The organism is Microbacterium sp. NPDC079176 (assembly GCF_040686675.1).
Lineage (GTDB): Bacteria > Actinomycetota > Actinomycetes > Actinomycetales > Microbacteriaceae > Microbacterium.
In genome coordinates, this window is the sequence record NZ_JBFBLM010000008.1 from 44,244 (window position 1) to 69,658 (window position 25,415).

The following is a 25,415-nucleotide window of genomic DNA, read 5'->3' on the forward strand; positions in this document are numbered from 1 at the left end:
GGGATCCTCTCGATCGGAGCAATCGTGACAACCGATTGCCAGCTAACGGTAACATAAAATAGTAAGTCCTCACTATTTTTATCGCCGGAGGTATCGATGGTCCAATACGCCAAGACCGCAGCCGTCCGTCGCGGCATCCTGGACGCCTGCCTCACGATCTTCGGCGAGTCCGGCTTCCACGGAGCCTCGATGGCCGAGATCGCTCGTCGTGCAGGCATCAGCCACACCGGGCTCCTGCATCACTTCCCCCGCAAGGAGGACCTGCTCATGGCGGTCCTCACCCTGCAGGACGAGCGCAGCGCCGACTACCTCGCACGCAACGAGGTCTTGAGCGCCGGAGCCGATCCGCTCGACGTGCTCCGCGGCATGGCCACGACGTTGATCGAACGCGATCAGCGGGTCGGCCTGGTCGAGCTGAGCGCCGTGCTCACCGGCGAGGCCACGGCGCCCGCTCACCCGGCGCACGACTACTTCGAGACGCGATACCGCAACATCCGCTCGTTCATGACTCGCCTGTTCACCCGGCTCCGAGACGAGGGGCGCCTGTCGACCGACCTGCCCCCGTCACACCTCGCAGCGATCACGATCGGCGCGATGGACGGGCTGCACACGCAGTGGCTCTTCGACCGTTCGGCGATCGACGTAGATGCCTGTGTCACGTCGCTGATGTCGACCTTCGTGCCGGAGCTGCGGTCCCGCCCGCGGGACTGATCACTCCGCAGCGGCACCCGATTCGTACTCGAACCGACTGACGACGACCTGGTCTCCGAGAGCCTCGACACCGATGACCCTGCCTGTGAATCCACCGGCGACCTCAGTCGACAGATAGCGGCCGTCGAGCGTGGCGAGCTCGACGAAGCCCTCCACCGAAGAGAGACCGGCGCGCAGCAGGTCGGGACCGCGCCGCGCGCCGCGCTCGGCTTCGACCTCCGTGGCTCGAATCTCGAGCACCGCATCCGCCGGAGCCTCTGTCCGCGCGACGACGTCGCTCAGCGGACCGATGACGATCCGTGCGCGCACCTCTGCACCGACGCGCTCGACAATCAGCTGATGCGCGTCGTCCATCCGGACCGAGAGCGCGACGTCGCCTGTCGCGTGCAGGCGAGCCGACCAGAGTTCGTCTTCGGCGCGCACCGCGAGCAGCCGCTCGGCACTGGCGGCGAGCGCACCCCGCCCCCGCTCGAGGTGCAGCCCATCTGCACTCGTGCGGGCGAACGACGACGGCGAGGTTCCCGGCGAGATCCACCGCGGATGCAGTTCCTCGCCTCTGAAGTCCTCGACGAACGAGGTCTTCGCGAGTGGGACGTCGTAGCGCTCTTCGTCGATGACCGGCCACCCGTCGACCCAGTCCACCCCCGCGAGGAAAGTCTCGCGCCCGTTGGTGTGCCAGCGCGGGAAGGTGCCGCGGGGCCGCGTCGCGAGGAAGACCAGTGCCCAGGATCCCTCGGCGAGCTCGACCAGATCGGAGTGCCCCGTCGACTGCACGGCCGCGCTCGTGCTGCGGTGAGTGAGGATGGGGTTCGTCGGTGCCGGCTCGAAGGGTCCGCTGATGCTCGAGGATCGCGCGATCGTCACCATATGGCCGGGCCCCGTACCGCCCTCGGCGACCAGCAGGTACCACCACTCCCCGCGGCGGATCAGGTGAGGCCCTTCGGCGTGCGCACCACCGGTTCCCGCCCACAGCGACCGCGGCTCCGACAGCACGTCACCGGTCAGCGGGTCGATGACGGCCTGCGAGATTCCGCCGCGCATCACGTCGCTCCACGTCACGAAGCAGGTGCCGTCGTCGTCCCACGCGATGTCGGGGTCGATACCGATGAGCCCTGCGACGTAGACGGGATCGCTCCACGGGCCGGCGGGATCCTCGGCGTGCACGAGGATGTGACCCCGCCCCACCTCGTGGATGTTCGTCGTGATCATCCAGAACCGGCCGTCGTGATGCCTCAGTGTCGGGGCGTAGATCCCCCCGCTCGCTCCCGCGAGCCCGGTACGCACGTCGAGGTGCTCGGGGCGATCGAGGATGTTGCCGACCTGCGTCCACGAGACGAGGTCACGGGAGTGGAACAGCGGAACGCCCGGCGAGTACTCGAAGCTCGAGTTCGCGAGGTAGTAGTCGTCGCCCACGCGGCAGATCGACGGATCCGGGTGGTATCCGGGGATTATCGGATTCTGGGTCATGATGCCTCCATGATTCGGCGGCGCTCGAGTCGCCGCTCGCGCTGACGGGAGGGGTCGGCGACCGGCGCCGCGAGCAGCAGCTTCTGCGTGTAGGGATGGTCGGGGGTCGAGGTCACGTGCTCGGCCGATCCGGTCTCGACGAGGTCGCCGCGGTACAGAACGGCCACCCGGTGACTGATGTGGCGGACGACCGAGAGATCGTGCGACACGAAGAGGTAGGCGACCCCGGTCGCCCTCTGGATCTCGACGAACAGATCGAGCACGCGTGCCTGGGTCGAGAGGTCCAGAGCAGACACCGGCTCATCGCACACGATCAGGCGAGGCTCAGGAGCCAGCGCGCGCGCGATGGCTACACGCTGACGCTGACCGCCCGAGAACTCTCGGGGCAGTCGCTCGACGGCATCCGAGGGCAACCCGACTTGGTCGAGCAGGGTCTTGACCCGCGAGCGTGCATCCTTCGCCGTCGCGCCCTGGATCACCAGCGGCTCGGCGAGGATGTCGCCGATGGTCATCGACGGGTTGAGCGACGTGTACGGGTCTTGGAACACCACCTGGATGTCACGAGTCAGGCGACGACGATCGCGAGGTGAGATTCCGGCGATCGACGTCCCGTCGAACCGGATGTCGCCGCCGGACGGCTTCACCAGGCCCAGCACCGCGCGTCCGATCGTGGTCTTGCCCGATCCGGATTCGCCGACAAGCCCCAGGGTCTCCCCCGGCGCGACGCTGAGCGAGACGCCGTGCAGCACCTCGACCGGCTTGGCCCGCCATCCCCGTCCGGGGAAGGCGACACGAAGCTCATCGACCTCGAGAAGGCTCATCGGTCTGTCCTTTCATCGGAGGCCGCGACGGGCGGATCGGTGCGGACCGTGCTCTCGTCGAGGATCGCACCGAGCAGCATCTTCGTGTACTCGTGCGTCGGGTGCGAGAACACCTCCGCAGCGGTGCCGGACTCGACGATCACGCCATTCTGCATGACCGCGATGCGGTCGCACAGGTCGGCGACGACACCGAAGTTGTGAGTGACCAGGAGGATCGCCATGTCGAGCTCGGACTGCAGGTCTCGCAGCAGGTCGAGGATCTCGGCCTGCACCGTGACGTCCAGTGCCGTCGTCGGCTCGTCGGCGATCAGCAGCTTCGGCCGGCTCGCGACGGCGCCCGCGATCAGCACACGCTGCGCCATACCGCCCGAGATCTGATGGGGGTACGAGTCGAAGGTGCGCTTCGGGTCAGCGATGCCGACCCTCTCGAGCAGCGCGAGCACCCGGGCGGATGCCTCCGCGCGGGTCACGCCGAGCGCCGACCGTACGCCCTCGACGAGCTGTGCGCCGACCCTGTACGACGGATCGAGGTTCGACATGGGTTCCTGGGGGATGTACGCGATCTCCTTGCCGCGCAGCGGACGCATCTGCGCATCCGTGAGGCCGACGAGTTCGCGCCCGTCGAAGCGGATCGACCCGCGGGTGATGACCGCCTCGTTGGGCAGCACCCCCAGCGAGGCGAACGCTGTCTGCGATTTTCCCGACCCGGATTCGCCGACCAGCCCGACGATCTGCCCGCGGGCGATCGACAGGTCGACGCCGCGTACGACCTCGTTCAGGCCGCCACTCGGACGCGGATAGGCGATGGCGAGCTCGTTGATCTCGAGCAGTCCCGTGCGCGCGGCCGTCGCTTCTCCGGCGCTGTCCAGCACACGCTGGCCGCGTCCGACCTTGGCCGGCTTCGGCATGGAGCCCTCCAGGATGTCACGCAGGGCGTTGCCGAGCAGCACGAGAGACGCCGTGATGACGCCGAGCAGGAGGCTCGGCCACAGGAACTGCGTGGGCGCGATGTACAGGTTGCGGAACCCCGACGAGATCATCGACCCGAAGCTCGGGATCTGCAGCGAACCGACGCCGAGGAATGCGAGACCCGACTGCACGGCGATCGCAGAGCCCGCCATGAAGGCTGCGGCGATGATGATCGGCCCTCTCACGACGAAGAGCACGTGGCGACCGAGGATACGCAGGTTGCCGAGCCCCGACACTCGGGCGGCATCGACATAGAGCTCGTTCTTCACCCCGAGCACGAGGTTGCGAACGATGCGGTAGATGCCGGGCGACAGCAGCACGCCGAAGATCAGCATCGTGAAGCGGTAGTCGCCCCCGGTGACCGGCATCAGGATGATCAGCAGCAGGATGCCGGGGAAGGTCATGATGAGGTTGAACAGCCACTCGGTGGTGGCTCGCGTCACGGTTCCGAAGTAGCCGCCGATGAGGCCGGCGACCACTCCGACGAGCAGGGCGACACCGGCTCCGATCAGAGCCGAGATCGCTGCCGTGTTGATCGAGTGCAGCAGCCGCGACAGGATGTCGCGCCCGGCCTCGTCGGCACCGAGCAGGTACCCGGGGGTGCCGACCGGCGCGTTGATCATCGCAAGATCGGCGTCGTTCGGACCGTGCGGCGCGAGCCACGGTGTGAGCAGCCCGAGCAGGAAGATCACGGCGAGAAGCCCGAGCGTCACGACGGCCTGCGGGTCGCGCAGAATGCGGCGCCAGGTCGACGTGCGGGTCTTCGCTGCGTTCTCGAGGGTGACGAGCAGCTCGGTGCTGGGAGGTGTCACGGTGCCGGTGGTGGTCTGGGGTGGGCGTTCGTCGCTCAATGGACTCTCGCTTTCGGGTTCAGCCAACCGTTGGCCAGGTCGGTGAGGAGGTTGACGACGGTGACGAGCAGCACGCCGAAGGCGGTGATGCCCATGATCACGGGGATGTCGCCCTGCAGGGAGGCGTTGAACGCGAAGCTTCCGTAGCCCGGGAGCGCGAACACGTTCTCGATGATGAGTGCGCCGCCGAACATCTGGATGAACTCCAGCGACATCACCGTGAGCGCGGGGCTCGCGGCGTTGCGCAGAGCGTGCTTGATGACGATCGAGGTGGTCGACGATCCCCGCGTGCGCAGGGTTCGGATGTAGTCGCGACGGAGCTCGTCGATCATCCTGCCTCGCACCTGGGCCGCCATGTTGGCGACGCCGCCGATGGTCAGCACGATCACCGGGATGGTGATGCTGCGCACCCATGCCCCCGGGTCCTCGGCGAACGGCGTGAACCCGGTGGCCGGAAGCCACTTGAGCTGCACAGCGAACACGACGACGAGGACGATCGCCAGGAGCAGGCCGGGAACGATGTAGCCGATCAGGGAGATTCCCTGGGCGATGCGGTCGACGACTCCACCGCGCGATGCCGCCCAGACACCGAGGAACACGGAGAGGATCACCGTGAGGATCAGTGCTGGGACGATGATCGAGAGCGTGACCGCGAGCCGCTGGAGAACCGAGGGTCCGACCGGCAGCGATGTGTACACCGAGACGCCGAAGTCACCCTGCACGGCGTGGATCAGCCAGTCGAAGTACTGCACGATGACAGGGCGATCCCACCCCTTCGCTGCGATCAGATCATCGACCACATCGGGCGTCGCCGACGTGCCGAGGATGGCCTGAGCGACGTCGTTGAACGAAGTGCTGAGGAGAAGGAAGGTGATGAGGGTGACCAGAATCGCGAGCACGACGCCGGCGCCGAGTCGGCGGAGGATATAGCTGAGCATCAAGAGACTCCCGGTGTGTGGTGGGGATGCGGCGCGCCGCATCCCCACCCGTCACTCACTCGGTGACGTCGAACTGTCGGATGGTTGCGAGGGTGTTCGCCTTGCCGACGTAGGTGATCCCGTCAGCGGTCGCCCACGTCGCGCCGATATAGGCGATCGGGGCGACGAGCGCCTGATCCACGACGTACTCGTTCAGCTCCTTGTAGACCGGGAGAGCATCCGCGAAGTCGACGGTGTTGTTGATCTCGTCGAAGTAGCCATCGAGCGTCGGATCGGTGTACCCGGTCGGGTTGCCGAAGCCGGCGGCGCCGATCGTGGTCGCGAGATCTGCCGAGTCCGAGTTGAATCCGAGGATCTGGTAGTACAGCCCGTAGTCACCGGAACGGGCAGCTGCCTGCGCCTGCTGCGGCGGCACGGTGACCCACTCGAGGGTCAGACCGATGTCGGCGAACGCCTGCGTCAGCACGGGCTCGATCGTGGTGCTGAGGAAGGTGCTCGGGATCTGGAAGGTCTCGCCGGCGTAGCCCGCCTCTTCGACGAGCTCCTTGCCCTTCTCGGGGTCGTACTCGTACGCGTCGTTCAGCTTCTCGTCGTAGACCTCGCCGAACGGGCTGACCAGCTGCGTCGTGGCGATGCCCACTCCACTGAAGATGCCCTTGAGCACGCCCTCGCGGTCGATCGCCATGTTGATCGCCTGACGCACCTTCACGTCACCGAGCGCCGGGAACTTCTCGCCGGCGCGATCGAGGATGTTGAGGTACCCCACGGCCACCGCGTCGTTCACCGTGATGGTGAACTTGTTCGCGTCGAGCTGCGAGACGACCTGCGACTGCACGGTCGCCGCGTTGAGCTCGCCCGCCTGCAGTGCGTTGAGGGATGCCGTCGGGTCCTGCAGCACCTTGACGGTGAGCGTCTTGAACGGCACATTGTCGGCGTCCCAGTACTCATCGCGCTTGACGAGGACGTAGCTGCTGCCCGGGACGGTCTTGTCGACGTCGAGAGTGAACGGGCCGGATCCGATCGGGTCGGTGGCCGTGCGCTCTTCATCCATGGTCGCGGGATCGCCGATGGCACCAGGGCCCTGGGCGAGGTTGTCGAGGAACTGGGGGTCGAACGCCGAGAAGCTGATGACGACGGTCTTGTCGTCCTCTGCCACGACGTCCGCGACCGCGGCGAGGCGGCTCTGTACGGCTCCGGGCGTGGCCTTCGAACGCAGCAGGGTCGCAGCGACCGCGGCAGCATCCACCGGGTCTCCCGAGCTGAACGTCATGCCGTCGCGCAGCGTGAGGGTCAGCTGGGTGCCGTCTTCGTTGTACTCCCACTTCTCTGCGGCGCCCGGAAGCAGCTCTCCCGTCTCGGGGTCTTTGCGCAGCAAGGTGTCGAGGATCGACGACCAGACGAACATCTGCTGACCGTCGACGATCTGAGCGGGATCGAGCGAGTTGGGGGCAGACACCGCGGCGACTGCGAGGTCCTTCTCGACGACGGCCGCCGACGTGCCTTCGGGCGTCGAGTCGCTTCCGGCAGCGCAGCCGGTGACCGCGAGTGCGGTAATGAGGATCGCAGCGGGCAGAGCCACTCGGCGACGGTGCTTACGGGTGTTCCACATTGTTCATACTCCTTTGGATGAAACGACTTGATGCGCAACCGCTTGTCAGCGGGGTGTGGCGGACGAGGACGGCGACGTCTGATGTCAGTAAAGCAGGGTTCTGGAGTTTTGACAACCGATTGCCAACTTGTTACCGAAGCGTGAGATCCGCAAAAGACCGGCGGCCCGCGAACACCGCATCTACGAACACCTCATCAGCACCGAGCACAGGGCTGAGGTCGGCGACCGCGCGTTCCACCCCTGCACGATCCGATGCCCCGCCGTCGATTGCCAGCCACGCAGCGACGACCGCCGCGCACGCAGCACCGGTGCGGCCCGCCGCGCGTTCACGCTCAGCCACCGGCGCGATACGCACCCGCATCTTGGTGTCGGCGTCGAGTGCGATCTGCGCGAGTAGGTGCCGGATGCGAGGGTTTCGGAACCGCTCGAGCAGCGCCGCGCGGTACTCGAGCAGCTCGAGCTCTGCCGGAAGATGCCGGCAGGCCTCGTCCCAGTACGCGTCGACAGCACGGAGACACTCTGCGTCGGCTATCGCTTCGGAGACGGTGAGATGCCCCCGAAGTCGACCGACCGAGGCGAGCAGGGTGTGAGCACCGTTCAGTAGCCAGAGCTTCCGCGCCTCCCACGGTTCGAGGTCGTCGGTGAAGCGCGCTCCCGCCGTCTCCCACTCCGGTCTGCCCGCAGGGAACTCCCCAGCGATGACCCAGTCGGAGAACGGCTCGGCGACGACCGGTGCACGATCCCCGTAGCGCTCTGCGAGCTCAGCCGCCTCCTCGTCCGAGAGTCGGGGCGTGATGCGATCCACCGAACTCGAGACGAACGAGACCTGGAGATCGATCCAGTCGGCGAGCCCGGGCAGCCCGCCCGCGACCGCGTGCACGGTGTCACGGAGAACTCCGCCGTTGTCGGGCAGATTGTCGCAGGAGACCAGTGCGAGCGGGCCCGAGGCTGCGCGCCGGCGCGCCTCGAGCCCCAGGGCGAGACGACCGATCGCGGTGAGCGGACGGATGCCGTCGAGGTCGTCGCCGGCCGCGTCTGCGAGCAGAGCCCGATCGCGTGACAGTGCGGGGTCGGCGTAGGCAGCCTCGGTGATCGTCAGACTGACGATGCCTGTCGTGGGAGCGGCGACGTCATTCACGAAGGACGGGATGTCGGTGCCCGGATGGGCCCGGACGATACTGCCGATCCGTTCCGCTTCGTCGCCTTCCGGCGAGCGCACGACCAGTGTGTAGAGGCCGTCCTGGGCGGTGAGATCATCCGCGAGGCCGGCGCTTCGTCCGGTGTACGCCGCGATCCCCCACTCGGCTGCATCCGCGGCATGAGCCGTATACCAGGCCAGATGGGAGCGATGGAAGGCGCCGAGCCCCATGTGCACGATCCGCACGGGCGGAGCCGGCGACTCGCGCACGCCGAGTGTCGTGGCGCTCACAGCTTGAACACCCGCTTCGGCTGCGGACCGACGATGTCGCCGATGATCGCGGCCGCCGACTCCTCGCTCACCCGACCCTCGACCACGAGGCGCGCGAGGAATGCGGCATCCGCTCGACGCGCCGTATCGTGCCGGGCTGGGATCGAGAGGAACGCGCGGGTGTCGTCGATGAAGCCCGACCCCCGTGAGAATCCTGCGGTCTCGGTCACGGCCGACCGGAATCGGGCCATGGCGTCGGGTGCGTCGAGGAACCACCACGGAGCCCCGATGTAGACGCTCGGATAGAAGCCCGCGAGCGGCGCGACCTCCCGCGAGTAGACGGTCTCGTCGACCGCGAACAGCACGAGGTGCAGGTCGCGCTCGAGCCCGAACCGCTCGAGCAGCGGTCGCAGACCGCCGACGAAGTCGGTGCGCCGGGGAATGTCGTGGCCCGTGTCGGGCCCGAACCTGCGGAAGGTCTCCGCGTTGTGATTGCGGACCACGCCCGCATGGATCGTCATGACCAGACCGTCGTCGACGCTCATCCGGGCCATCTGCAGCAGCATGTGCGCGCGGAACGAATGGCGATCGGCAGCATCGGCATCCCCGGCCATCACTCGGGCGAACAGCGCCTGCCCCTCGGCTGCGTCGAGATCGAGGGTGTCGGGCACCTCGACACCGTGGTCGGCCGAGACCGCGCCGTGCTCGATGAAGTACCGCCTCCGCGCCTCCAGCGCTGCGAGGTAGCCGGCGAATGTGCTCGGCTGCCCAGTGGTCTCGAGCAGGCGCTGCACGCTGGCGGCGAACCCTGCCGCGTCCGGGTCGAGGTAGCGATCAGGCCGGAAGGTGGGAACGACCCTGCCGACCGCACCCTCGGCGGCGAGCGCAGCATGCCCCGCGAGATCATCGAGTGGATCGTCGGTCGTCGCGAGGACCTCGATGCCGAAGCTCTCGAAGAGCGCACGCGGTCGCATGCTCGGATCGACGAGCTTCGCGGCGATGTGATCGTACGCATCGTCCGCAGTCGCGGCAGTGAGCGGCGTCCGAAGCTCGAGCACGTTCTCGAGCGACTCGCTCAGCCAGTACCCAGACGCCGTGCCCGCGAACAGCGGCCAGCGCTCGGCGAACAGCCGCCACACCTCTCGCGGGTCCGCCGGCGATCCACCGACGCCGAGCGCATCGAGTCCGACACCCGAGGCATGCAGCAGCCGGGTGACGTAATGGTCGTGCGTGATCAGCAACGATGCCGGGTCGGCGAAAGGGCGATCCTCGACGAGCCACTCCACCGGCACGTGGCCGTGCGGCGAGACGATGGGCGCAGCTGAGACGCTCTCGTACAGGGATCGCGCGACGGAGCGCGTCGCCGGGTCGGCAGGAAGCAGGCGGTCGCGGTCGCGGCGTTGCGGCTGGAGCATTCCCCTATCAGATCGGTTTCCGCCAGTTTTGTCAATCGGTTGCCAAGCGTGTTGTTCGCACGGCGACATATCCCGGCGGACCTGCTGCCGTACGATCGGGGAACCGGATGCCGGTCGCAGCGAAGGGAACAGCACGCGATGTCGATGGACGATCTGACAGCACCCGATGAGGTGCCTGGCAGTGCTGGCATCTCTGCCCGCCGAGCGACCATCTACGACATCGCGCAGCGGGTCGGCCTCAATCCCTCGACGGTCTCCCGCGCTCTGAACAAGCCGGGTCGCACGAACGCAGCGACCGAAGAGAAGATCCGCGCGGCGGCCGCCGAGCTCGGCTACCGCGCCAACCCGATGGCGAGAGCTCTTCCCACCGGCCGGTCGGGCACCTTCGCGATCGTACTCCCTGACATCACGAACCCGGTGCACTTCGAACTGATCCGCGGCGCGGAGCAGGTCGCCCGCGCCGGCGGCTTCACGCTCGTCGTGTCGGAGACCGAAGCCGCAGCCGACATCGAACGGGAGACCATCGAGGCTCTGCAGTCGTCTGTCGACGGCCTGCTCGTCGTCGCCTCGCGCCTCGACGATGCGGCCCTCGCAGACCTCGCTCGCGTGAAGCCGATCGTGGCGGCGAATCACTCGGCACCGTCCCTGCCGAGCGTGATCCCCGATCTGGCGATGGGCCTGACCGCTGCTATCGACCATCTGCGAGATCTCGGGCATCGGTCGGTCGCATACCTCGGCCTGGGCGGCCTGCAGATCAATCGCTCCCGCTGGGAGCTCACGCTCGACCTGGCGATGTCGCGTGACATCTCCCTGGTGGAGATCGCCGTGGACTCCCCCACCGTCGACGCAGGTGCGGATGCGCTCCGGCGCGTGCGCGCCAGCGGCGTGACCGCCGTTCTCGCCTACAACGACCTGGTCGCTCATGGACTGCTCCGAGCGGCTCGAGGCGCCGGCCTCACGCTGCCCGAGGCATTCAGCGTGATCGGGTTCGACGACATCTTCAGCGCCGAGCTCGCCGTGCCGGCACTGACGACGCTCCACTCGCCGCTGCGTGAGATCGGCACGCGGGCCATGGAGACACTCATCGACCCCGAGCGGAATCGCGTCCCGTCGAAGGTCGTCCTCCCGCTCGATCTCGTCGTGCGCGAGTCGACCGCGCGACCCGTCGGGTGACCTCAGTAGGGACGGAGCGTCCCATCCATCAGCGACGGATGGGACGCCCACAGGCCCCTCACCCGCCGTTGGACTGACGGATGCCCTCCCCGTAGGCCTCGAAGGTGTGCACGAAGCCGCCCGCCGGCCCGCTGACGACGAGGTATCCGTCGGTCGTCCCCGGCGCGATCGCGATGTTCGTCGCCGACTCGAGTCCCTCACCCGGCACGCGGATCGTGCCGATCTGCTCTCCGGTCTTCGCGAACACCACGATCTCGGCCTTCTCGTGGAACATCTGATAGATGTTCCCCTCGGCGTCGACCGCGGTCGAGTCGATGCGTCCGATCCCGCCGTCGACGTGGATCGCGGGATACGCCGAGACAACGCGGGTGCGCGTCTCATCGAGGGCGAAGTAGTCGATCCGGTTCGCGTTGTACTGCGCGACCCAGAGCCCCGCATCCTCTTCGTCGAAGACGACGCCGTTCGGGGAAGGAAGGTCGCCCGCGAGGGTCGACGCCTGCCCGTCGGCGCCGATCCTCACCACACGCCCCGGAGTCTCCCATCCTGGCCCGTCCATGCCGCGGGTGTCGGTCACGAACATCGTGCCGTCGGGATGGAACGCGATGTCGTCGGGCAGCATCGCGATGCCGTCGACGTCGCCCGAGAAGTGCACCTGCGGGTCTTCTCCGTCAGCCGTGATGCTCATGACACCACCGCCGAGGAAGTCGGTGAGATACAGGCGCCCGTCGTTCGGATGGAACTGCGCCGAGGTGAACGCGCTCGTCTCATCGGTGAAGACCTGGTCGACGTCGCGCTCGTCGACGTCGACGCGCAGGACTTTCGCCTCCCCGGCGGGCGCCATCACGTCGACCATGAACAGCGACCCGTCTTCGTGAAAGGTCGGCCCCTCGAGCAGCGTCCCTCCGGTGAGCTCATGCGGCTCCGTCACCTGGAGCAGCTCTTCCGAGCGCTGTTCCGCAGCGGGCCCGTCCGATGGAGCGTCGGTCTGCGCCGCATCCGGAGCCGCCGGCGCGCACCCGACGAGCAGAGCCACCACCCCGATCGCACCTGCCGCGGCCGCCAGCGCCGCCCTCACGCCGACACCCCGATCTCCGACGACTCGCGCACGCATTCGTCCGCATCGTCGACCACGAGCAGCTCCGCCATGTCTCCCGCACGCCACTCGCGCAGGAGTCGATGGAAGGCCACCGGCCCCGGGGAGTACGTGAGTCCGCCGATCGTGCGCGAGCCCTCACCGTTGTAGTAGCCCGGCGTGCACTGGGCCTGGAAGTCCGAGACGTCCCTCGAGGTCTCGGCAACAGTGCGGCACCAGGCATCCTCGGCCTCAGCGGTCGGCTCGATGCGGCGAGCGCCGACCCGCTCGGCCCGCTCGATCACCGCGGCGATGTGCGTCGCCTGCTCCTGCAGGATGTGCACGAAGTTCACCGAGTTCGCGTTCTGCATCGGGCCGAGTTGGAACAGATTCGGGAAGCCGTGCGTGGTGAATCCGTGCAGCGTCCGCGGGCCCATCCCCCAGGCCTCGAGAAGAGCTCGGCCTCCCCGCCCGGACACGGGCAGGGTGCCGGACACCACGCCCGACACTCCGACATCGAACCCGGTGGCGAAGATGATGCAGTCCACCTCGTACTCCGCCTCACCCACCACGATCGATGTCTCGGTGAGCGCGGTGATGCCGTGCGTGTCGGCCGTGTCGACGAGGGTCACGTTGGAGCGATTGAACGCCTGCAGGTAGAGATCACTGAACCCCGGCCGCTTGCACATGTACCGGTACCAGGGCTTGAGGGCGGCTGCGGTCGCCGAGTCGTCGACGATCTCGTCGACCCGGGCGCGCAGCGCATCCATCTTCACAGCGTCGTCGAGCTCCTCCCGCAGCAGGCGGTCCTGCTCCGATACAGAGCCGTCGACGCTGCCAGAGAGGATGCTCCGCTGCAGCCGGTTCGTCGAGGTCCACCCGTCCTGCACGAGCGATTTGACGGGCTCGCCGGCCAGCACCTCGAGGAAGTTGTCCATCCGCTCGCGCTGCCAGCCCGGCGCGAGGGTGCGCGCCCAGTCGGGATCCGTCGGACGGTTGTCGCGCACATCGACGGTCGAGGGCGTGCGCTGGAAGACCAGGAGCTCACGCGCGTGCTCGGCGAGGTGCGGAATCACCTGCAGGCCCGTCGCCCCCGTGCCGACGACCGCGACGCGCTTGTCGGCGAGCTTCGTGAGATTCCCCTCGGCGGATCCGCCGGTGTAGGCGTAGTCCCAGCGGCTGGTGTGGAAGGTGTGCCCGGTGAAACGCTCGATGCCCGGGATGCCGGGGAGCTTCGGCTGCGTGAGCGTGCCGGAGGAGGTGATCACGTACCGCGCGCGGAACACGTCACCTCGATCGGTCTCGACGACCCACTCGGATGCATCCTCGTCCCAGGTCAGCCCCGTCGCTCGGGTATGCCCGACGAAGTCGCGGTAGAGGTCGTAGTGCTCCGCGATGCGCTCGGCGTGCTGACGGATCTCCTCGCCAGGCGCATAGCGCCTGCTCGGGATGTATCCCGTCTCTTCGAGGAGCGGCATATAGACATACGATTCGATGTCGCAGTGGATGCCGGGGTAGCGGTTCCAGTACCAGGTTCCACCGACGTCGCCCGCCTCGTCCATGAGCCTCACCGAGCCGATGCCGGCGTCTCGCAGCCCCGCACCGGTGAGCAGCCCGCCGAAGCCCGCCCCGATCACCAGAGCCTCGACGCGATCCCGCAGCGGCTCTCGATCAGTGCGGGGGGTGTAAGGGTCCTTCGCGTAGTAGCCGTACTCGCCGAGAGCCGATCGATACTGGGCCGCCCCGTCGGGGCGGATGCGCCGATCGCGCTCCTGCGCGTACTTCTCCCGCAGTGCCCGCAGCCGCGCGACTTGCTCCTGGGTGGCCTGTGCCTGGTCGGTCATGGTTCCGTCCTCCTGTCGCCGGGGCTCGGGCCAGGTCGACGCGAACTGGGGACGGCGTGAACCTGAACCCGACACGACCCCGGATCGGTTCCTTCACAGAAGGTTAGCTCGAAGCTAAGTAAATATCCCTGGGAATCGCCTCGGAGCGCGTTACGGTACTGAGGTGAGCGATGACCGGAGACGTGCGGAGGCATTGGAGAACATCGATGCCCTCACGCTGGCGGTATCAGTGCGCTCACTTCCCCGCATGATCGGCTCCCTGCTGAGCACGCAGCTGACGATCCAGCAGCTCAAGGTACTCACGTCGATCGTCGTATCCGACCACAGCACGATCAGTGGCCTCGCGTCGTCGTTCGAGGTGTCGCTCGCCACGATGTCGAAGCTCGTCGAGCGCCTCGTCGACCAGCACCTCGTCGAACGACTGACGGATGCAGTCGATCAGCGTGTGCGGCGCCTGGCGCCCACGGCTCTCGGGCGTGACGTCATCGGGAAGATCATGGCGGCGCGCCCCGAGATGGGCGCCGACATCCTCGACGGGCTGACGATCGACGAGCTGGAATCCCTCGCCCTCGGCCTGCGCGCGATCAATCGGGAGCTGCAGGCCGCGGCGATGCACGACGACTGATCCACGCCGTCAGCGGGCGCCGGAGAACCCGCCCGCGCCGGCGAAGGATCCGGGTCCTGCTGCCCGCGTCGTCCCGTCGGGGAAGACCACGGTCGCGCGACTCCCTGCCGGGATGTCCGCCTCGACCACCAGCTCGTCCCCCTCGACGCGCCACTCCACGCGGATCCGCCCCTGCGGAGTGTCGAGATGCCCCTTCGCCCAGCTGACGCCGCCGCCGGGGAGCGGCGCGATCGTGAACGCCTCCCATGCTGCCGAGTCCGCATCCTGACGCAACCCGAGGGTGTGCGTGTGGAGGAAGCGGATCACCGCACCCTTGCTGTAGTGGTTCAGCGACTCGTGGGCGACGCCCTCGTCGTCGATCCCCTCCCAGTCCTCCCAGATGGTCGTCGCTCCCCTGTCGATCATGTACATCCACGACGGAGCGCTGCGCTGGAAGAGCAATTCGTAGGCGACGTCGGCGTGCCCGCTGTCGGCGAGAACCGGCAGCAGGTCTCCCGTCGACAGGAATCCGGTGCCGAGATGGGTGCCGGCGTCGCGGATGAGTTCGACGAGGCGCTGCGCAGCGGTGGCACGAAGCGATTCCGGGATGAGACCGAACGAGAGTGCCCGCACATAGGCGGCCTGAGTGTCCTGCACCGTACGCCCGTCGTCCGTGACGAACTCGGAACGCCACGCGTCGAGCACGCGCTCGGCGATCGCGGCATACTTCGCCGATTCACCCGTGCGACCGAGCACGGCCGCGGCATCAGCGAGGATCTGAGTGGAGCGATACAGGTAGGCCGTGCCGACCTCTCCCTTGTCGGCCATGAACCAGGCCATGGGGTTCGTCTTGATCGGATCCAGGCGCGAGCCGTCCTCCGCCTTCGCGACGGGCTCGGTCCACTCCCCCCAGTGGAACGTGCCGTCCCACAGATACTCCTCGTGCGGCAGCGGCTCGGCGGAGCGCTCGACGCGAGAATGATGCCGATTCGCGCGCGCGGCCCCGAGCTCCCACTCGACCCACCGCACCATCGCGTCCCAGTTCTCTTCGAGAACGCGAGCGTCGCCGTATGCGGTGTACATCTCCCACGGCACGAAGGTGATCGCGTCACCCCACCCGGAGGAACCCGTCATCATGGCGAACTGGTCGTCGAGCTTGTGCTTGATGCGACGGCCGTCAGGGGAGAAGTTCGCGACGCGACCGTCGTCGAGCTGATCGTCACGCACCGACTGCAGCCACTTGCGAGTGAACCCGAGCACGTCGTACAGGCGCGCGGCGGTCGGCGCGAACACCTGGTAGTCGCCCGTCCAGGCCAGACGCTCACGCGTCGGGCAGTCGGTCGGCACATCCACCGCATTGCCGCGGAAGCTCCAGTCGGCGATCTCGTGCAGCCGGTTGAGGTCGGGATCGCTCGACTCGAAAGATGCGGTGCGACGCAGATCCGTCTGCACGACCTGCATCTGCGCGGACGCCGGTTCGAACGGAGCACCCTGACGCGTGATCCGGGCGAACTGGAAGCCGTGAACCGTATGACGCGGCTCGAAGATCTCGCCCCCTCCGGCTGAGACCACTTCGTCGTGCTGCACGAAGACGACGTCATGCTCGCCCGGCTTGGTGGAATCGAGGTGTGCGGTGCTCACGTCACCGTCAGGCCCGACGTACTCGCCGTAGTCGATCGCCGTGCGCGTTCCCGCCGGACCGAGATCGGTGAGCCGCAGCCAGCCCGAGGCGTTCTGACCGAAGTCGAGCACCCAGGTGCCGTCCGCGATGTGGTTCCCGATCACCGCGTCGCGCGTCTCCACCACCCGGACGGGCGGAGCCGGCGACCACGAGATCGGCGGACCTTCGACCGCGCCGACGATCACGGCTTCCGCAGACCCGGCATCCGCACGGAAGTCGGTCGTCTGCCCGTCCATCAGGTCGGCGCGGATCACTCTGGACCGAGCGCTGGTCCAGTCTCCGTCGGTGCGGATCACCTGTCGCGAGCCGTCGGAGAGCTCGAGGTGCAGTTCAGCTCGAGCTGCGAGAGTCGTGCCCCACCCGGCCGGCAGACGGAACGCCCCGACCTGCCCGCGGTACCAGCCGTCGGAGAGCTCGATCTCGAGCGAGTTGGTGCCGTCGGTCAGCAGGCGTGTCACGTCGGCAGCCTGGGCGTAGAGGGTGCGGTCGTACGACGTCGACCCCGGCGACAGCTCGGCCGTGCCGACCCGCTCGCCGTTGATGCGAGCTTCGTAGACGCCGAGAGCGGTCGAGTACAGCCGCGCCGAGACGATGCCACTGGCCCCGAAGGTGTGAGCGAGCGTGTGAGCACCCCGCGCGCCGTATCCGGGCTCATCGTGCTCGACGGGACTGATCCACTCGGCAGTCCAGTCCGCGTCGAGGAGTCCGCATTCGAAGGATGCCCAGTCCGACCATTCCGAGAGCGTGTCGCCGCTCACGGTGCGTGCACGCCATCGGACCCGCTGACCGCTGGACAGCGCGAGCCACGGCCACTCGATGAAGAGGTGCGCGCCGGTCTCGAGGGACACTGAGGGCTGACGTTCGCCGTCGACGATCGCCTCGAGCTCGAACCCGGTCTCCGCACCCGCCCCCATCGGAACGGTGAACGACAGTCGCGGCGCGCCCTCGGAGACGGTGAATTCGTCGCCGCCGCTGTCGATCCGCAGATCGTAGGGCGCGGTGGGCACGGATGCCGGGTTCGATGTGAGCGTCATCTCAACGCACTCCCTTGACCTTGAACATGATGATCAGACCGCCGATGAGGGCGAACACTGCGCCGATCAGGTAGAGCAGCGTGTAGTTCTTCTCGGCACCCACGGCCCCGATCGTGATGATCAGCGGAGCGATCAGCGGTGCGATCGCGCTGGGGATCTTCTGGGCGAACGCCACGACGGCCATGTAGCGGCCGGACTCGGCGCGGTCGGGAATGATCGCGTACACGATGGCCTGATCGACGGTGGCGAACACGGCGATCGCGAGCTGCATGAGCACCGCCCCCACGATGAGCTGCGGCAGCGACCATGCGAACGCCTCGGCGAGCGCTCCCCCGATGAAGATGAAGGCGGCCGCGAGCACGAAGAGCCGACGGCGCTTGAGCTTGTCGGACAGGAATCCACCGAGCAGCGCGCCACCGGCAGCAGCGACGACTCCGAGCATCCCGACGGTGGCGACGACACCCGCGACTTCGCGGACCGGCAGGTCGAGACGCTGGGCGTAGAAGAACGTGCCGAAGGTCGTGTTGAAGTACAGGCCGATGAAGAACACCATGCGGCCGACCCAGTTCCACGCGAAGTCCGGGTACTTGCGGGCGTTGAAGCCGTAGCCGGCGATGACCTTCTTGAGCGTCACCGACGAGTCGACGACCAGGTCCTTCGAGCTTCCCTCCTTCTTGAAGGTCGGCAGCAGGACGAGCAGTACGACGCCGATCACGGCGGGGACGAAGAACACCAGGAAGGTGCTGTACGACACGGCGTAGGCGATTCCGATGCCGAGCACCGGCGCGACCTGCGTCATCAGACCGGTGAGGGCCGAGACCTTGCCGCGCTGCTCCTCGGGAAGCTTGTCGGCCTGGAGGGTCTGGATCGCCGCGCCGGCGGTCGACCAGCCGGTCATCGCGACGACCCACCCCGCACCGACCAGCAGCAGGTTGGGGGCGAAGCCGATGATGACGGCCCCGACGATGCCGAGTGCGGCGCCGAGGAACAGGAACGGGGTGCGACGCCCGAAGCGCGACCGGGTGCGATCGCTCCAGATGCCGATCATGGGGCTGAGCACGAGGAAGATGAGCTGCGCGGTGCCGGTGACGTAGCCGAGCACCTCTTCGTGCCCGGGGGCGAGCTCGGTGATGCGCAGTGCGAGGCCGTAGGCCAGCGGGACCATCATCGCGATGGACGCACCGAAGTTGGCCAGCATCAGCCAGAAGATGTATCCGCCGCTGACCTTCGCGGTCGGCTCGGAGCCGACGGGGGTTCCCTCCAGCGGAGTGCCGTCAGGCGTGTTCCCGCCTACCGGCTGTGCCGCAGCGATCGAGTCGATCGTGTCGTTGCGGTCGAATTCACTCTTGGTCACCTGGACTCCTTCATCGTTCAGTGATCCGCGGCGCCCTCCACTGGGCGGCCCTCGCGAAATGTGATCGTCAGCAGTTTGGCAACCGATTGTCGATCCTGAGCGATAGTAACCACTTTGGTAACAGAAGGCAAAAGTGAGAAGGTGGGAACATGACGTCGTCGCTGACAGCCGAGCCCTCCCCGCGCCGCCGAGGACCAAGTGCTTCCACACCGGCGAGACGCGCCGAGATCGTCGAGGCCGCACTCGCGAGCTTCGCCGAACACGGCTACGAACGGGCGTCACTGCGCGACATCGCCAGTCGCGCCGGCCTCACCCACGCCGCACTGCTGCGACATTTCTCCGGCAAGGAGGAACTGCTGCCCGCCGCCCTCGCCCAGCGCGAGGAGCACGAGGAAGACCTCGCCGCTCGGATCATGACGGCGCACGTGCCCGGCGAGCAGATCCTGAGCGCCGTGCTCGCCGACGAGTTCGCGCACCCCGACTTCCAGCGCAACTGGATGGCGCTCACGGTGGCCGCCACGAACCCGGAGCATCCGGCGCACGACTTCTTCCTCGGGCGCCGCGAGCGCATGCGGTCCCGCTTCACGGACGGGCCCCTCCCCACCAAAGAGGACGAACTCCTGACGGCAGACGAGAAGATCACCCTCGTCCTCGCCATGGTCGACGGCCTGCGCATTCAGGCGCTGCTCGACCCGTCGCGAGACGCTCTCGGACTGCTGACGATCTTCATGAAGCTCATCGCAGCGCAGCCGCCAGCGGCATCGTCGGAGGGCGCGTAGTGAACGAGCGCCCGCTGAAGGCGATCCAGCAGATCCAACTCGGCACTGTGCTGTCGACCGAGCAGCAGGCACGCGAGACGCTGGGCCGGCTCGAGCGTGCCGGGTTCGAGGGCATCGAGCTGAACGGCTTCATGACCCGACCGACGCCCCTGTTCGTTCGGGCGCTGACGAGAGCGTCCGGGATGCCGGTCGGCCGCGGCGGACGGCTCGATTGGCCGGAGCTCATTCGCAGCACCTCGCTGAAGGTCGTCGGCCTCCACGAAGACCTCGGCACTGTCGAGCGCGAGCCGGATGCTGTGATCTCGCGAGCGGCGAGCTTCGACACCAGACGCGTCGTCATCACCGGCATGCACCGGTTCGATTACACCGACGAGGCACAGGTACGAGATCTTGCCCTGCGGCTCAACGCCGCGGGCCGCGTGCTCGCCGCCGGCAACGTCTCCCTTCTCTACCACAATCACAATGTCGAGTTCCGTCGCCTGCCATCGGGGCGCACGGCATTCTCCGTCCTCATTGCAGAGACGGACCCCTCAGCCGTCAACTTCGAGTTCGACTGCTATTGGCCGACTGCGGCAGGGGTAGACGCCCTCGCACTCATGCGCGAACTCGGCGAGCGGGTCGTGCTGTGCCACATCACCGACCGCGGCACCCGCCGCCGAGGCTCTTCGCTGACCCCGATCGACGAAGCGGATGCCGTCGAGCTGGGTCTCGGGAACATGGACATCCCCTCGTTCATCGAGCAGGCGAAGCTCTCGGGAACACGGGCGGTGATACTCGAGACACACCGCAACTGGATCGAAGGTTCACCGATCAGGAGCTTCGAGACGAGCGCGAAGGTGCTCAATCGTCATCTCGGGCAGCATTCGCCTCTGTGACCGGCGGCGACCGAACGGGGAGCGCCTAGGACGGAGCACGTCCGAACTTCAGAAGGACCTTGCTGGACTGCGTCGGATCCGCCGCGATCGCGAAGGCCGCTTCGGCCGATCGCCAAGGCTCCACATGGCTGATCACCGGGGCGATCCGAAGCCTCTTCTGGGCGAGCGCCTCGATGACCTCGTCGATCTCGTCGTTGAAGCGGAACGAGCCGAGGAGATCGAGTTCTTTGGCGATCGCCAGCGCGACCTGCACGGGCTGCGGCCCGCTCGGCAGCAGCCCGACCATGGCGACTGCGCCTCCGCGGGTCGCCGCACGGATCGCCGTGTCGAGACCGCGATGACTTCCCGATGACTCGACCACGACGTCGGCATCGATCGCCGAGACGTCTGCCTCATCGGGCTGCTTCAGCAGGACATCCGCCCCCAGCTCCTTCGCGACCTTCAGCGGCCGGTCATGCAGGTCGATGGCGGTGATGTGGCGCACGCCGCGCGCCCGGAGCACGGCGATCGCGAGGAGCCCGATCGGACCGCACCCCACGACCAGCGCCGAGAGGTCGGTGACATCGCCGATACGGTTCACTGCATGCCAGGCGACGCTGGCGGGCTCGATCAACGCCGCTTCCTGCAGATCCACCGTCTCGGGGAGCGCCCGGAGCATGCCTGTCGGCATCGCCACTCGATGCGCGAACGCCCCGTCACGGTGCGGGAACCGGGCGGCGGACCCCAGGTAGCCGCCGCCCGCGATGTTCGGTCGGTGCGCGGGGTGACGTACGTACTCGGTCGCCGGAGTGGCCGGGTGCACGGCGACGCGCGTGCCCTCCCAGGGCCCGCTGCCGTCGGCCGCAGCGCGGCTGACGACCCCCACGACCTCGTGGCCGAGCACCATGGGGGCGCGCAGGATCGACTCCCCGGCGGCACCATGCGTCCAGTAGTGCAGATCAGAGCCGCAGATGCCTCCGTAGACGATGTCGATCACGGCCTCGTCGGATGCCGGCAGGGGCTCGGCGATCTCCTCGACGCGGAGGTCGCCGGCCGCGTGGATCACGATCGCGTGCGGAACGGCCGCCATCACACCACCGCCGTCATTCCGCCGTCGACGAAGACGACCTGTCCGGTCACGAATCGGGATGCGTCGGATGCCAGCCAGATCACGGCGCCTCCGATGTCCTCCGGCTCTCCCCAGCGCCCCACCGGGGTGCGCCCGAGCACCCACTCGTTGAATGTCGGATCATCGACGAGAGGCTGGGTGAGTTCCGTGCGGATATAGCCGGGAGCGACGCCGTTGACCCGTACGCCGCTTGCCGCCCACTCAGCCGTCATGGCCTTGGTGAGGTTGCGCAGGCCGCCCTTGGCTGCGGTGTACGCCCCGATCGTCGGACGGGCGAGATCGGTCTGCACCGAGCAGATGTTGACGATCGCACCGCCTCCGCGCTCGACCATCGCCCGCGCCGCGGTCCGGCCGACGAGGAAGGCGCTCGTCAGGTCGGTACGGATGACTCGCTCCCAGTTCTCGAGGCTCACATCGAGCAGCGGCTCCCGATGCTGCATGCCGGCATTGTTCACGAGGATGTCGATCTGCCCGTCGGCCTCGATCGCGCGGATGCCGGTGATCACCGACTCCTCCTCGGTGATGTCGAACGCGGCTGCGGACGCGGCGTCCGCCCCGAATTCCCGGCCGAACGCCGCAACCGCACCCTCCACGACGGCGATGTCGCGGCCGTGGACGATGACGTGCGCGCCTGCCTCGAGCAGCGAACGTGCTATGGCATGGCCGATGCCACGGCTGGAGCCGGTGACGAGCGCGCGCCTTCCGGTGAGGTCGAACGGGTTGGTCATGATCTCTCCGATGGGTCAGTAGTACTCGACGGTGTCGACGACATTGCGCAGCGCAGCCCCATCGAGGAACCGGGTGGCGTTGTCGGCGAAGAGCTCGGCGATGCGGCGATCCTCCCGCGCGTCGAGCGCAGCGGTATGCGGGCTGACCAGCACCCGAGGGTGACCCCACAGGGGGCTCTCGTCGGGCAACGGCTCGACCTCGAACACGTCGAGTGCGGCGAACCCGATGACCCCTGATTCCAGGGCATCAAGCAGCGCCGCCTCGTCGACGACCGTCCCTCGACCGACGTTGACCAGAGTCGCCCCCGGACGCAGCGCGGCGAGGAATCGCCGATCGACGAAGTGGTGGGTCGCATCCGTACCGGGAAGCGTGGTGACGACGGCGTCCACCTCGGAGAGCACCGAGGCGACGTCATCGGGGCGGACGGTTCGCGAGACTCCGGGTACTGACGCACCGCTGCGCGACGTGCCGATCACGGTCGCGCCCACGGCCGACAGCTTCTGGGCGACCGATGACCCGATGCCGCCGAGGCCGAGCACGAGCACGGTCTGCTCCGACACCTGCGACATCAGCCAGCGACCGCTCCATACCCGATCGTGCTGCTGCTTCACGAGGCGCGGCAGATGCTTCGCTCCGGCGAAGACGCCGAAGACTGCGAACTCGGCGAGCGCGTCGCCATGCACGCCCGCCGACGTCGTGAAGACGACGCGGTCGAGTTCCTCTTCGCTGAGTGCGGCGGCCTTCACCTGGCCGCCACCACCGGCCGCCATCGTGTGCACCCAGCGCAGCGAGGGATTCATCCGGATGGTGCGCGCGAGTGCCGACGGGTCGACATCGGGGATGCCGTACAGCGCGTCGGCCGAGTCGACAAGCTGCTCATACGCCGACTGCTGCGCAGGCGTCCGTCGGAACGACGGGTCACCGGAGAAGTCGGCCGGATGCCGCATCGGCGGCAGCAGCGTCTGATCGACGATCAGGTCGATGCGCGGCTCTCTCGTCGTGAGCAGCTCGCACAGTTCCGGCGCGAGAGGAGCAGCGACGACCACGCGGAGACGTGCCCTCATCGCAGCGCCTCCACAGCAGCGGCGATCTCGGCGACGGCGGCGTCGATCGTGTCGAGATCGGTGGCGAACGAGATCCGGAAGAAGGGCGAACGACCGTAGGCCGACCCCTGGATCACGGCGACGCCCGCGTGATCGAGCAGATACAGCGTCACGTCCTGGTCGTCCTCCAGCACCGTGCCGTCGACCGTGGTACGGCCGATCAGGCCTGCGCAGTCGACATAGAGGTAGAAGGCTCCGTCCGGGACGAGCGGCATCACCCCGTCGATGCCCTGGAGACCGGCGACGGCCGCATCGCGGCGGGCACGGTACACCGGCACGGACTCGGCGATGAAGTCCTGCGGGCCCTCCAGTGCGGCGGCTGCAGCGGCCTGGCTGATCGACGACGGGCACGACGAGGTCTGCGACTGCAGCGTGTTGATCGCACCGACGAGCGCGGGGTCGCCCACCGCATAGCCCAGGCGCCAGCCGGTCATGGCGTATGACTTGGATACGCCCGAGACCACGAGCACCCGGTGACGCAGGTCGGGTGCGACGGCGGCGAGGCTCGGAGCGGGCGCACCGCCGAACGAGATCTCGCTGTAGATCTCGTCCGACAGCACCGAGACGTGCGGGTGGCGACGCAGCACGTCGGCGAGAGCTGCGAGCTCATCCTCTGTATGGATCGCACCGCTCGGGTTGCCGGGGCTGTTCAGGATCAGCCACGTCGTGCGTTCCGTGATCGCGGACTCCAGTTCCGCCGCGCTGAGTTTGTAGCCGTTGTGCGCAGAGGTCTCGACGATGACGGGTGTGCCCTCGTTCGCACGCACCATGTCGGGGTACGACACCCAGTAGGGCGCCGGGATGAGGACTTCATCACCGGCATCCACCGTCGCCATCAACGCGAGGAAGATGACCTGCTTGCCGCCGCCGCCGACCGTGATCTCGGCGTCGGAGTACTCGATCCCGTGCGTGCGCAGCAGCGACCCGCGGATCGCCTGGCGAAGGCGCGGCGTGCCGTTGACTGGGGTGTACTTCGTCTCGCCCGCGTCGATCGCGGCGATCGCCGCCTGCTTGATGTGCTCGGGAGTGTCGAAGTCCGGCTCGCCGACGGTCAGGTCGAGGATGCGGCGCCCCTGCGACTTCAGCTCGCGCACCCGCGCCGCCGCGGCGGTGCTCGGCGAGGGCTTGATACGGCCGAGGCGCTCCGCCGCGCGGAACGACGACGCGATCACGTCGGTCATGACGGGTCCTCGATGTCGGACGTGAGACCCTTCGCCTTCAGCACCTCGGAGAGGTTGCAGAGCTCGATCGTGGTGCCGCCTGCCCAGTACTTCGTGATCAGTTCGGCCTCGTGGGCATCCCGGGCGGCCGACAGCTCGGCGGCCTCCCGCGCCTCCTCCCGCCGGACGACGACGACGCCGTCGGCGTCTCCCTTGACGATGTCGCCTGGGTGGATGATCTCGCCGGCGAAGACGACGGGCTGGTTGAGGGCGCCGAGGGTCTCCTTCACCGTGCCCTTGATCGACACGCTCCCCGAGAAGACCGGGAGTCCGAGCTCGCGCAGCTCCTGCGTGTCACGCACCCCGGCATCGGTCACGAGAGCCGCGATGCCCTTCGCCTTGCAGGCGTTGCCGAGCACATCGCCGAACATGCCCGCCTCGGCGAACTCGCCCGCCGATACGATGAGCACGTCTCCCGGCTGCGCGTAGTGGATGGCGACCTGGAGCATGAGGTTGTCCCGCGGAGCGCACACGACCGTGAAGGCCGAGCCGACGAACGACGTGTCGCGGTCGATGGGCTTGATGTTCGCATTCAGGGCGCCGCGGCGGCCCTGTGCCTCGTGGATGGTCGCGGCGGTGAACTCGCCGAGGCGGGCGATGTCGGCGGCGTCGGCGCGCTCGATACGGGTGGTGACGTGAACCATGGTGGT

At 67.8% G+C, this 25,415-nt stretch carries 21 protein-coding genes; 5 read left to right on the plus strand and 16 right to left on the minus strand.

From position 1 onward, the window contains the following. Nucleotides 1–96: 96 nt before the first annotated feature. Nucleotides 97–711: a TetR/AcrR family transcriptional regulator gene (locus AB0P11_RS17380; RefSeq protein WP_072591784.1), complete on the plus strand. Its 615-nt coding sequence runs from the start codon at nt 97–99 to the stop codon at nt 709–711. Here the strand turns inward: AB0P11_RS17380 and AB0P11_RS17385 are convergent, their stop codons facing one another. The 7 genes from AB0P11_RS17385 to uxaC form a co-directional block, all read right to left on the minus strand. Further along, on the minus strand, nt 712–2,178 hold the full coding sequence (locus AB0P11_RS17385; RefSeq protein ID WP_363523276.1) for a family 43 glycosylhydrolase: 1,467 nt from the start codon (nt 2,176–2,178) through the stop codon (nt 712–714). Continuing rightward, the gene (locus tag AB0P11_RS17390) at nt 2,175–2,999 is read right to left on the minus strand and encodes an ATP-binding cassette domain-containing protein (RefSeq protein ID WP_363523278.1); all 825 of its coding nucleotides are present in this window, start codon (nt 2,997–2,999) and stop codon (nt 2,175–2,177) included. Before AB0P11_RS17390 ends, AB0P11_RS17385 begins: the two co-directional genes overlap by 4 nt. After that, nucleotides 2,996–4,819 carry a dipeptide/oligopeptide/nickel ABC transporter permease/ATP-binding protein gene (locus AB0P11_RS17395; RefSeq protein ID WP_363523280.1) on the minus strand — a complete coding sequence of 608 codons (1,824 nt, stop codon included), beginning with the start codon at nt 4,817–4,819 and terminating at the stop codon, nt 2,996–2,998. The genes AB0P11_RS17390 and AB0P11_RS17395 overlap by 4 nt, the downstream gene beginning before the upstream one ends. Next, nucleotides 4,816–5,757: an ABC transporter permease gene (locus tag AB0P11_RS17400; protein ID WP_363523282.1), complete on the minus strand. Its 942-nt coding sequence runs from the start codon at nt 5,755–5,757 to the stop codon at nt 4,816–4,818. Before AB0P11_RS17400 ends, AB0P11_RS17395 begins: the two co-directional genes overlap by 4 nt. A 55-nt stretch (nt 5,758–5,812) precedes the next feature. After that, on the minus strand, nt 5,813–7,366 hold the full coding sequence (locus AB0P11_RS17405) for an ABC transporter substrate-binding protein (protein ID WP_285364537.1): 1,554 nt from the start codon (nt 7,364–7,366) through the stop codon (nt 5,813–5,815). A 130-nt stretch (nt 7,367–7,496) separates the two neighbouring features. Beyond that, nucleotides 7,497–8,795 carry a mannitol dehydrogenase family protein gene (locus AB0P11_RS17410; protein WP_363523284.1) on the minus strand — a complete coding sequence of 433 codons (1,299 nt, stop codon included), beginning with the start codon at nt 8,793–8,795 and terminating at the stop codon, nt 7,497–7,499. Further along, a complete protein-coding gene (gene uxaC / locus AB0P11_RS17415) occupies nt 8,792–10,189 on the minus strand; it encodes a glucuronate isomerase (protein ID WP_285364533.1) in 1,398 nt (465 codons plus the stop codon). Before uxaC ends, AB0P11_RS17410 begins: the two co-directional genes overlap by 4 nt. Nucleotides 10,190–10,333: 144 nt before the next feature. Between uxaC and AB0P11_RS17420 the strand changes: the two genes are divergently transcribed. After that, a complete protein-coding gene (locus AB0P11_RS17420; RefSeq protein ID WP_363523287.1) occupies nt 10,334–11,362 on the plus strand; it encodes a LacI family DNA-binding transcriptional regulator in 1,029 nt (342 codons plus the stop codon). Between the two features lie 58 nt (nt 11,363–11,420). Here AB0P11_RS17420 and AB0P11_RS17425 read toward each other — a convergent pair whose 3' ends face one another. Beyond that, nucleotides 11,421–12,473 carry an SMP-30/gluconolactonase/LRE family protein gene (locus AB0P11_RS17425; protein ID WP_285364488.1) on the minus strand — a complete coding sequence of 351 codons (1,053 nt, stop codon included), beginning with the start codon at nt 12,471–12,473 and terminating at the stop codon, nt 11,421–11,423. After that, on the minus strand, nt 12,434–14,278 hold the full coding sequence (locus tag AB0P11_RS17430) for an NAD(P)/FAD-dependent oxidoreductase (protein ID WP_187250215.1): 1,845 nt from the start codon (nt 14,276–14,278) through the stop codon (nt 12,434–12,436). The genes AB0P11_RS17425 and AB0P11_RS17430 overlap by 40 nt, the downstream gene beginning before the upstream one ends. Nucleotides 14,279–14,441: 163 nt before the next feature. Between AB0P11_RS17430 and AB0P11_RS17435 the strand changes: the two genes are divergently transcribed. Further along, nucleotides 14,442–14,903: a MarR family transcriptional regulator gene (locus tag AB0P11_RS17435; protein WP_187250214.1), complete on the plus strand. Its 462-nt coding sequence runs from the start codon at nt 14,442–14,444 to the stop codon at nt 14,901–14,903. Nucleotides 14,904–14,912: 9 nt separating this feature from the next. Here AB0P11_RS17435 and AB0P11_RS17440 read toward each other — a convergent pair whose 3' ends face one another. Both AB0P11_RS17440 and AB0P11_RS17445 read right to left on the minus strand, forming a co-directional pair. Further along, nucleotides 14,913–17,597, minus strand: coding sequence for a family 78 glycoside hydrolase catalytic domain (locus AB0P11_RS17440; RefSeq protein ID WP_363523289.1), 2,685 nt, complete (start codon nt 17,595–17,597; stop codon nt 14,913–14,915). A 1-nt stretch (nt 17,598) separates the two neighbouring features. Then, nucleotides 17,599–18,951 carry an MFS transporter gene (locus AB0P11_RS17445; protein WP_285364485.1) on the minus strand — a complete coding sequence of 451 codons (1,353 nt, stop codon included), beginning with the start codon at nt 18,949–18,951 and terminating at the stop codon, nt 17,599–17,601. A gap of 149 nt (nt 18,952–19,100) precedes the next feature. Between AB0P11_RS17445 and AB0P11_RS17450 the strand changes: the two genes are divergently transcribed. Then, nucleotides 19,101–19,730 carry a TetR/AcrR family transcriptional regulator gene (locus AB0P11_RS17450; RefSeq protein WP_363523291.1) on the plus strand — a complete coding sequence of 210 codons (630 nt, stop codon included), beginning with the start codon at nt 19,101–19,103 and terminating at the stop codon, nt 19,728–19,730. Next, nucleotides 19,730–20,605: a TIM barrel protein gene (locus tag AB0P11_RS17455; protein ID WP_285364481.1), complete on the plus strand. Its 876-nt coding sequence runs from the start codon at nt 19,730–19,732 to the stop codon at nt 20,603–20,605. Before AB0P11_RS17450 ends, AB0P11_RS17455 begins: the two co-directional genes overlap by 1 nt. A 25-nt stretch (nt 20,606–20,630) precedes the next feature. Here the strand turns inward: AB0P11_RS17455 and AB0P11_RS17460 are convergent, their stop codons facing one another. Genes AB0P11_RS17460 through AB0P11_RS17480 form a run of 5 tightly spaced genes read right to left on the minus strand, consistent with a single transcriptional unit; the run spans nt 20,631 to nt 25,409 of the window. Further along, complete coding sequence (locus tag AB0P11_RS17460; RefSeq protein WP_363523293.1) at nt 20,631–21,674, minus strand: zinc-binding dehydrogenase; 1,044 nt, start codon at nt 21,672–21,674, stop codon at nt 20,631–20,633. Then, nucleotides 21,674–22,441: a glucose 1-dehydrogenase gene (locus tag AB0P11_RS17465; RefSeq protein WP_285364477.1), complete on the minus strand. Its 768-nt coding sequence runs from the start codon at nt 22,439–22,441 to the stop codon at nt 21,674–21,676. Before AB0P11_RS17465 ends, AB0P11_RS17460 begins: the two co-directional genes overlap by 1 nt. A 15-nt stretch (nt 22,442–22,456) precedes the next feature. Further along, the gene (locus tag AB0P11_RS17470; RefSeq protein WP_363523295.1) at nt 22,457–23,506 is read right to left on the minus strand and encodes a D-2-hydroxyacid dehydrogenase; all 1,050 of its coding nucleotides are present in this window, start codon (nt 23,504–23,506) and stop codon (nt 22,457–22,459) included. Next, the gene (locus tag AB0P11_RS17475; protein ID WP_285364474.1) at nt 23,503–24,726 is read right to left on the minus strand and encodes an aspartate transaminase; all 1,224 of its coding nucleotides are present in this window, start codon (nt 24,724–24,726) and stop codon (nt 23,503–23,505) included. The genes AB0P11_RS17470 and AB0P11_RS17475 overlap by 4 nt, the downstream gene beginning before the upstream one ends. Further along, nucleotides 24,723–25,409 (minus strand): 4-carboxy-4-hydroxy-2-oxoadipate aldolase/oxaloacetate decarboxylase, encoded by a 687-nt coding sequence (locus AB0P11_RS17480; protein WP_285364471.1) that lies wholly within the window; start codon nt 25,407–25,409, stop codon nt 24,723–24,725. Before AB0P11_RS17480 ends, AB0P11_RS17475 begins: the two co-directional genes overlap by 4 nt. Between the last annotated feature and the right edge of the window lie 6 nt (nt 25,410–25,415).

Excerpts from the sequence above, each read along its gene's own strand:
- AB0P11_RS17480 (WP_285364471.1), bottom strand. The coding sequence starts at position 25,409 with ATGGTTCACGTCACCACCCGTATCGAGCGCGCCGACGCCGCCGACATC.
- AB0P11_RS17390 (WP_363523278.1), bottom strand. The coding sequence starts at position 2,999 with ATGAGCCTTCTCGAGGTCGATGAGCTTCGTGTCGCCTTCCCCGGACGG.
- AB0P11_RS17475 (WP_285364474.1), bottom strand. The coding sequence starts at position 24,726 with ATGACCGACGTGATCGCGTCGTCGTTCCGCGCGGCGGAGCGCCTCGGC.
- AB0P11_RS17470 (WP_363523295.1), bottom strand. The coding sequence starts at position 23,506 with ATGAGGGCACGTCTCCGCGTGGTCGTCGCTGCTCCTCTCGCGCCGGAA.
- uxaC (WP_285364533.1), bottom strand. The coding sequence starts at position 10,189 with ATGCTCCAGCCGCAACGCCGCGACCGCGACCGCCTGCTTCCTGCCGAC.
- AB0P11_RS17380 (WP_072591784.1), top strand. The coding sequence starts at position 97 with ATGGTCCAATACGCCAAGACCGCAGCCGTCCGTCGCGGCATCCTGGAC.
- AB0P11_RS17460 (WP_363523293.1), bottom strand. The coding sequence starts at position 21,674 with ATGGCGGCCGTTCCGCACGCGATCGTGATCCACGCGGCCGGCGACCTC.
- AB0P11_RS17430 (WP_187250215.1), bottom strand. The coding sequence starts at position 14,278 with ATGACCGACCAGGCACAGGCCACCCAGGAGCAAGTCGCGCGGCTGCGG.
- AB0P11_RS17440 (WP_363523289.1), bottom strand. The coding sequence starts at position 17,597 with ATGACGCTCACATCGAACCCGGCATCCGTGCCCACCGCGCCCTACGAT.
- AB0P11_RS17405 (WP_285364537.1), bottom strand. The coding sequence starts at position 7,366 with ATGTGGAACACCCGTAAGCACCGTCGCCGAGTGGCTCTGCCCGCTGCG.
- AB0P11_RS17465 (WP_285364477.1), bottom strand. The coding sequence starts at position 22,441 with ATGACCAACCCGTTCGACCTCACCGGAAGGCGCGCGCTCGTCACCGGC.
- AB0P11_RS17450 (WP_363523291.1), top strand. The coding sequence starts at position 19,101 with ATGACGTCGTCGCTGACAGCCGAGCCCTCCCCGCGCCGCCGAGGACCA.
- AB0P11_RS17400 (WP_363523282.1), bottom strand. The coding sequence starts at position 5,757 with ATGCTCAGCTATATCCTCCGCCGACTCGGCGCCGGCGTCGTGCTCGCG.
- AB0P11_RS17385 (WP_363523276.1), bottom strand. The coding sequence starts at position 2,178 with ATGACCCAGAATCCGATAATCCCCGGATACCACCCGGATCCGTCGATC.
- AB0P11_RS17420 (WP_363523287.1), top strand. The coding sequence starts at position 10,334 with ATGGACGATCTGACAGCACCCGATGAGGTGCCTGGCAGTGCTGGCATC.
- AB0P11_RS17425 (WP_285364488.1), bottom strand. The coding sequence starts at position 12,473 with ATGCGTGCGCGAGTCGTCGGAGATCGGGGTGTCGGCGTGAGGGCGGCG.